Source organism: Bacillus sp. LR--39, from assembly GCF_053613335.1.
This window is the reverse complement of sequence record NZ_JBSIOT010001110.1, coordinates 1-627: the sequence shown is the minus strand read 5'-3', so window position 1 is coordinate 627 and position 627 is coordinate 1. Positions and strand designations below refer to the sequence as shown.

Genomic DNA, 627 nt, shown 5'->3' with positions numbered 1-627 from the left:
TGAAGTCAATAACTTTTTTGAAGTTCTTTTTTTCGTTATCGCCTTGTTTAGCGGCAACGAATAATAATATACCACCTAGTAAATAATAGTGCAATAGTTTTTTTGAAGAAATACTAAGGAATTTAAAAAGAGCGGCATCCTTTCCCTATGGAGGATGCCGCTCTTCCTTATTAGCGTTGTCTCATTTGCGGGAATAACAGCACATCGCGAATAGAAGGGGCATTCGTCAGCAGCATAACCAGACGGTCGATACCGATGCCTAAACCTCCTGTTGGCGGCATACCGTATTCCAGAGCTTCAACAAAGTCTTCATCCATTAGATGAGCTTCATCATTACCGGCTTCACGCTCTTTTAATTGCGCTTCAAAGCGTTCTCTTTGATCAATAGGATCATTCAGCTCTGTAAACGCGTTGGCATGTTCACGGCCAACGATAAACAGCTCAAAACGGTCTGTAAAACGCGGGTCCTCAGGGTTTTTCTTAGCAAGAGGAGAAATTTCTACAGGATGCCCGTAAATAAACGTTGGCTGAATAAGCGTTTCTTCAATTTTTTGTTCGAAGAATTCGTTGATGATATGCCCTACTGTCATAGAGTCTTTAATTTCTACACCATGTTCTTTTGCATAT

General features: G+C 40.8%; 1 protein-coding gene. It reads right to left on the bottom strand.

The genetic code is table 11. The features are described from left to right. Positions 1-170: 170 nt before the first annotated feature. Positions 171-627, bottom strand: a 457-nt coding sequence (locus ACWHAR_RS28775; protein ID WP_452088660.1) for an amino acid--tRNA ligase-related protein, incomplete at its 5' end; no start/stop codon positions are given.